Consider the following 7076-nt stretch of genomic DNA (forward strand, 5'->3'; position numbering starts at 1 on the left):
TTATACTTCCTCCTTGAAGACGATTTCTCCATCACAAATTGTTAAAATTGGATATCCTGAAACGACTTCTCCTATAAATGGTGTGTTAGTACTCTTAGAAGCAAATTCTTCTGCTCGTATCGGTCTTTCTGTTTCCAAGTCTATGATAGTTAAGTCAGCGTAGCTTCCTTCTTCTAATCGACCATAAGGTAAGTTAAATGTTTCACTTGGCTTCGTTGTTAAAAATGCAACAAGTTGTTCTAATGTGAATTTACCTGTTTTCACAAAGTGTGTATATAATAATTGGAATGCTGTTTCACTTCCTACAATTCCGAAAGGTGCATCAATCATTGACACTTCTTTTTCTTCTTTAGCATGTGGTGCATGATCTGTTGCGATGCAATCAATTGTTCCATCTATTAAACCTTCGATTAAAGCATCTCTATCTTCTTTCGCTCTTAAAGGTGGATTCATTTTGTATATCGCATCGTCACCTGGTACGTCATCTTCTGTAAGTAATAAGTGATGTGGTGTAACTTCAGCTGTTACTTTAATACCTGCTTTTTTAGCATCTCTTATGACACGTACACTTTCTTTTGTAGACACGTGACACACATGGTAATGACAATTTGCTGCTTCAGCTAATAACACGTCTCTAGCAATTTGTACCGCTTCGCAAATTGAAGGAATACCTGGAATGCCAAGTTCTTCACTTCGTTTACCTTCATGCATTGCACCACCATAAATTAATGAATTATCTTCGCAGTGTGCTACGATTGCTTTATCAATTTTAGCTGCTTCTTTCATAGCTTCGTACATCATTGAAGCTGTTTGTACACCTACACCATCATCAGTAAATTGGAACATGCCTCTATCTTTTAATGCTTTGAAATCAACATGTTCTTTACCAGCTTGTCTTACTGTAATTGATGCATAAGGTAAAACTCTTACCACTGCATGCTCATCAATGATTTTGTGAAGACGATCTAAATGTTCAACTGAATCTGGGACAGGCTTTGTATTAGGCATTGGACAAACTGTTGTAAATCCACCTCTTGCTGCTGCTTTAGTACCTGTTTCAATTGTTTCTTTATGTTCGCCACCAGGTTCTCTTAAATGTACATGTACATCAACAAATCCTGCTGAAATAAAATGTCCTTTCGCATCAATAACTTCTTGATTCTCTACTTCTATATAATCATCTATTTTTTTAATTTTGCCATCTTCAATTTCAATTTCCTTGTTAACTAATTGACCTTCTAATAAGATTTTTCCATTTTTGATTATAAGTGACATTTTACTTTTTCCTCCTTGTGATTAAGTACAGCATGTATACATGCCATTCTAATGAACACGCCGTTTTCCATTTGTTTAAAAATTCTTGATTTCGAACTTTCTACAAGTGAAGTATCTATTTCAACACCTCGGTTGACTGGTGCTGGATGCATGACGATTGCATTGTCATGAAGTTTGTTATATCTATCTATCGTCAGTCCGTATGCATTGTGATAGTCTTCTTTACTAAACGTTGTACCTGAATCATGTCTTTCATTTTGCACTCTTAACAACATACATACATCTACTTCATCTATCACATCATCAATTTCTACATATGGTACATCTGAAAAGTTACATTTCCATTGTTCCGGTGCAGAGAACATCACTTCCGCACCAAGTTTCGTTAAAGCATCTGCATTACTTCTTGCTACTCTTGAATTTTTTATATCACCTGAGATTAAAATCTTTAATCCTTCGAAATAACCGTATTCCTCATATATTGTCATAATATCTAGAAGACTTTGCGTCGGGTGGTGGCCACTACCATCTCCACCATTTAATACTGGAATATTAAGCCCTTGTAATGTGTCATAATATGCATTTTCGCTATGTCTAATGACTAATGCGTCTACACCAATGGATTCTAAAGTTTTGCAAGTATCATATAAAGATTCACCTTTTTGAACAGATGAAGTACTTATTTCAAAAGGAATGACTTCCAAACCTAATTTTCTTTCAGCCATTTCAAAACTACATTTTGTTCGTGTTGAATTTTCAAAGAATAAGTTTGCGACCGTCATGCCTTTACCAAAAGTTTCTGCACCATTTTCTTTAATGTCTTGTGCTTTCGTTATAATTTTCATGATGTCGTCTTTAGTTAAATCAGTCATTGTTAATAAATTTTTCATATGACACGCCTCCTGAGAATTATTTTATTTTCTTTGGCAATATAAGATTGAGCAAGATACCTACTGTTGCTGCTAAAGCCATACCTTCAATGTTTAAATGTATACCAATACCTGTGAAGTCTAAATGTGCTTTACCGATTCCTAATACGAGAATGACAGAAGCAATAATCAAGTTACGGTTGTCACCGAAGTCGATATTGTTCTCCACCAACATTCTCAAACCACTTGAAGCAATGATTCCGAATAATAGTATGGAAACACCACCCATAACTGGTGTTGGTATTGTTGAAATCATCGCTGTGAATTTACCAACAAATCCTAAGATTAGTGCAAGTACTGCTGCACCTCCGATTACCCAAATACTATAAATTCTTGTAATGGCTAGTACACCAATGTTCTCGCCGTATGTCGTACTTGGTGGCCCACCAATAATTGAAGCCATCATCGTTGATACCCCATCACCAATTAATGAGCGATGTAAACCTGGATCTTTGAAGAAGTTCTTACCGACAATTTTATTGATGACGATTTGATGACCAATATGCTCACTAACCGTTACAAAAACGATTGGCAGCATGATTAAGATCAGCCCCCATTGTAGAGATGGTGTGTAATCATGAAACGGTAAGTAAATATCTGGCATTTGGATCCATTTCGCTTTTGAAATTGGCGCTAAGTCTACAATTCCAAATAATAATGAAGATATATATCCAACAATAATTCCGATAAGAACAGGAATGATTGATAAGAATCCTTTGAAAAATACTGAAACGATAATTGTTGTAATTAATGTGATGAGTGCGACTGTAATGTATATGCCACTATAGCCTTTCATTGCATTTGAATCTGTGTACATCGCCATGTTAACTGCTACCGGTGCTAATCCAAGTCCGATAACCATAATGACAGGTCCAACTACGACTGGTGGTAAAAGATTAAGCAACCAATTCGTGCCAGTAACCTTTATAATCAATCCGATAATGACGTAAAGAACACCACTCATAAATAATGCAACAAGCATTTCACCGAGGTCATGTGTCTTGAGCCCGACAATAATCGGTGTTATGAATGCAAAGCTCGAACCGAGATAAGCTGGTATCTTTCCTTTCGTTATCAGTATATAAAGTAGCGTTCCTAAACCTGATGCAATGAGTGCTGCTGAAACAGGTAAACCTGTTAGAAATGGTACAAGTACCGTAGCTCCGAACATTGCAAATAAATGCTGTGAGCTTAAGAAGAACCATTGTGATGCTTTAGGTTTATCATTAACATCTAGTATGGGTTCTACTGTTCGTTTAAACATTTCTTCATTTTGTGACATTTCCATTCTCCTATTCAAAAAAAGATCCCTTCACAAGATATGCAAAGGGATCTATGTATACAGTGATACCTATAAAGGTATAGTTATCTCCTGTAGCCATATATGCTCCTTTGCCAGTCTCTCGTACTGATTTAAAAGGATTTATTTAATTTAATTTTACTGCTGTTTGTTGGTCGAACTCTTCTAATTCAACGACAACTGATTCATTAGATGATGTTGGAACGTTCTTACCTACATAATCTGCTCTAATCGGAAGTTCTCTATGACCTCTGTCGACTAAAGTTGCTAAACTTATTTTTCGTGGTCTTGCGTGATCTAATATAGCATCTAATGAAGCTCTAACAGTTCTTCCTGTATAAAGGACATCATCGACAATAATGACATGCTTATCATTAATATCTATATCGATATTAAATGATTTCACTTTAATCGTACCTTGTTGATTCTGAACATCGTCACGATAATGTGTAACATCAATTTCTCCAGTTGGTACTTGAACTTGTTCGATGTCTTGGATTTTCTGCTCAATTCTGTTCGCAAGAAATACACCTCTTGTTTTTACGCCTAACAAGACAATATCTTTAGTACCTTTGTTCTTTTCAAGTATTTCATGTGACATTCTTGTTAATGCTCTGTTTACAGCAGCAGCATCCATGATTAACCTCTCAGCCATATTCAATCTCCTTCCACAAAAAAATACTCACGTCTTTAGAAGACATGAGTATACACTAGTACCATACAAAGATGGTCTACACGCTCATATTATGTCTTCTCAGCCTCTCTGGACTGTCTGTTAAAGACGCTTTAATTGTTAAAACAATAATATCGTTTTTTTCATATGATGTCAAAGTTTAAATAAAATTAAATAAGTATTATTACACGTTGTACTTATTTTTTATCTTCTCGATTTCTTAATTTCTCTAATAATGTTTCAAAATACTCTGGTAATGGTGCTTCTTTTTCAATATATTCACCAGTAACTGGATGTTCAAATCCTAATAATCCAGCATGTAAAGCTTGTCCACCAATGTTCAATGTCTTCTTCGGTCCATATTTAGGATCACCTACTAAAGGAAAACCAATATGTTTCATATGCACTCTGATTTGATGAGTACGACCAGTTTCTAACTGACATTTAACCAATGTATATTTTTCGAATTTTTCAATTACATTAAAGTGCGTGACAGCTTCTTTACCATCATCAACGATCGCCATTTCTTGACGTTCTTTAGGATTTCTGCCGATTGGTGCTTCAATTGTTCCAAATTCGTGAGGTATATTACCATGTACAAGAGCTGTATATTCTCTAGTCACAGTTTTATCAACTAACTGTTCAACTAATCCTCTATGTGCAATATCATTCTTAGCAATCATTAATAAACCGGATGTATCTTTATCTATACGATGCACAATACCGGGTCTAATTTCACCGTTAATACCAGATAAATCTTTAATCACATACATTAATCCGTTTACTAACGTACCTGTATAATGGCCAGGTGCTGGATGCACAACCATACCTTTAGGTTTATAAACGACCGCTACATCTTTGTCTTCATAATAAACCTCAATACCTAAATCTTCTGCGACAATATCAACTTCTTCTATTACTTTTTCAGTCGCAACAATAACATCATTAAGCTTCGTCTTATAATTTGCTTTAATGACTTTACCATTTACTTCAACTAAACCTAATTTAATCCAATCTTGAATTTGATTTCTTGACCAATCTGGATTCAAATCAGGTAATAATTTATCAATTCTTACACCAATTTCATTTTCTGTCTCTATCTTAAATTCAAATGTATTCAAGCTTTTTCCTCCTTGCCCTCAAATAAAATCACAATTATCAATACAATGACACCTATCGTTAAAGCAGCATCTGCTACATTAAATATCGGGAAATTATAGCTGAAAATATATGTATCAACAAAATCAACAACTTCTCCTCTAAACAAACGATCTATAAAGTTACCAATTGACCCTGCAATTAATAAACTTAGTCCAAGTTGAACATCAGGTCGACCGTATCCTTCATTCTTAAAGAACATAAATAAAATAACAAGCACGACAATTGTTACGATATAAAATAACCACATTTTCCCTTGTAAAATCCCCCAAGCAGCACCTTGGTTTCTATGAGATGTAATATATAAAAAATTACTGATAACCTTTATAGACTCACCCACTTCTAAAGATTTAACAATTAAAAATTTAGTAAGTTGATCAAGCGCGATTAATATAATAATAAAAGTACTCCAAATCGGTACATTGTAACCTTTACGCATCTACTTTCCACTCCAATCTTGATTATTTTACCACATAACACGAACTAATTGTTAATATGATCTTTTAAATTACACATCTAATTCAAACACCTCATCACATATATTTTCTTTCATAACCAATTTAAAATTAAACAAAATAAAAAGAGATCAAGCAACAAAAATTGCTTAATCTCTTATATTAATTAAATTATACATTAGACATACGAGTTATTCTATAAGTACCTAATAATGATATAACTACACAAGTAAATAACAAAGTACGGAATAATGTATTTTCACTTTCACCCGTCTTAGGTAATTCTTTTTGTTGTTTATCTGATTTATTATCTGCATCCTTAGCATTGCTATCAGTAGTCTTAGCCTTTACATCTTTATTATTATCTTCTTTTTTCACATCAACTTTTTTAGAAACATTAGAAGATTGAGGCTCAGACTTTTGATTATTCATCGCCACTTTATTTTGATTATCAGATTTATTATTAACTACAACTTTATTATCTTTATTTTGATCAGCAGTATCTTTCTTATCAACTACATTACTTTGACTATCAGACTTTTTATCAACTTTCACATTATCTTTAGCCGGTTGTTCTACTTTAGCAGGAACATCTTGTTTTGGTTGGTCTGATGTAGACTGATTGTCAGTAGTGTTTTTATTAGGTTCTGGTTGATCTTTTGGTTGATCAGATTTAGGTTCATCTTTTTGGTCATCTGCTTTTTGATTATCAGATGTATTATCAGACTTAGGATCGTATGTTACACCATCTAATGGTCTAGGGTGTTCTCCTACGAAAAGGTCATTTACTTTACCTTTAGATTTATAGAAATCATAATATCCCCATTGATCCCAAATGTGCTTATATTTAGGATTTAATTCATTCGTAGGCACACCATCCTTATAAATATAAAAATCACCTGGCTTTGCATCTATTTCTAATATTTCTCCACCTTGTTCAGGTACAGTCATTGAACCATCATAATTTACTCTGATAGGATATAACATTCCTCCGTTGTGAAACACATACTTCACAGGTTTGTCTTGTTTCACTTCTTCTGCATTAACTTTACCAACAACTGGTGTAGTTAGTGTTGTACATATTAATGTTGATAATAAAATTTTCTTTAACATAAACTTCTCCCCTTAATTATTCATAACTAAGAAAATTATGCTTTTGATATACGATTTATTGTATAAAGGCCAATTAATGATAAGCCAACTAATGATAATAATCCTACTTGTATCCATGGATTTTCACTTTCACCCGTCTTAGGTAATTCTTTTTGTTGTTTATCTGATTTATT

8 protein-coding genes are annotated in these 7076 nt (G+C 33.8%); all 8 read right to left on the reverse strand.

Annotation, left to right across the window (positions count from 1 at the left end):
* Positions 1-1275, reverse strand: coding sequence for a dihydroorotase (locus CD035_RS11310; protein WP_048542460.1), 1275 nt, complete (start codon positions 1273-1275; stop codon positions 1-3).
* On the reverse strand, positions 1263-2165 hold the full coding sequence (locus CD035_RS11315) for an aspartate carbamoyltransferase catalytic subunit (protein ID WP_048542458.1): 903 nt from the start codon (positions 2163-2165) through the stop codon (positions 1263-1265). The genes CD035_RS11310 and CD035_RS11315 overlap by 13 nt, the downstream gene beginning before the upstream one ends.
* A 19-nt stretch (positions 2166-2184) precedes the next feature.
* The gene (locus tag CD035_RS11320; RefSeq protein ID WP_048542456.1) at positions 2185-3486 is read right to left on the reverse strand and encodes a solute carrier family 23 protein; all 1302 of its coding nucleotides are present in this window, start codon (positions 3484-3486) and stop codon (positions 2185-2187) included.
* Positions 3487-3631: 145 nt separating this feature from the next.
* Positions 3632-4159 (reverse strand): bifunctional pyr operon transcriptional regulator/uracil phosphoribosyltransferase PyrR, encoded by a 528-nt coding sequence (pyrR, locus tag CD035_RS11325; protein ID WP_048542454.1) that lies wholly within the window; start codon positions 4157-4159, stop codon positions 3632-3634.
* A gap of 215 nt (positions 4160-4374) precedes the next feature.
* Complete coding sequence (locus CD035_RS11330) at positions 4375-5298, reverse strand: RluA family pseudouridine synthase (protein WP_048542452.1); 924 nt, start codon at positions 5296-5298, stop codon at positions 4375-4377.
* Positions 5295-5774: a signal peptidase II gene (gene lspA / locus CD035_RS11335; RefSeq protein WP_037587555.1), complete on the reverse strand. Its 480-nt coding sequence runs from the start codon at positions 5772-5774 to the stop codon at positions 5295-5297. Before lspA ends, CD035_RS11330 begins: the two co-directional genes overlap by 4 nt.
* A 187-nt stretch (positions 5775-5961) precedes the next feature.
* Positions 5962-6903 carry a hypothetical protein gene (locus CD035_RS11340; RefSeq protein WP_048542450.1) on the reverse strand — a complete coding sequence of 314 codons (942 nt, stop codon included), beginning with the start codon at positions 6901-6903 and terminating at the stop codon, positions 5962-5964.
* A 35-nt stretch (positions 6904-6938) separates the two neighbouring features.
* On the reverse strand, positions 6939-7076 hold a 138-nt coding region (locus CD035_RS14220; RefSeq protein WP_142383037.1), incomplete at its 5' end, for an LPXTG cell wall anchor domain-containing protein.

The organism is Mammaliicoccus sciuri, assembly GCF_002901825.1.
GTDB classification, from domain to species: domain Bacteria; phylum Bacillota; class Bacilli; order Staphylococcales; family Staphylococcaceae; genus Mammaliicoccus; species Mammaliicoccus sciuri.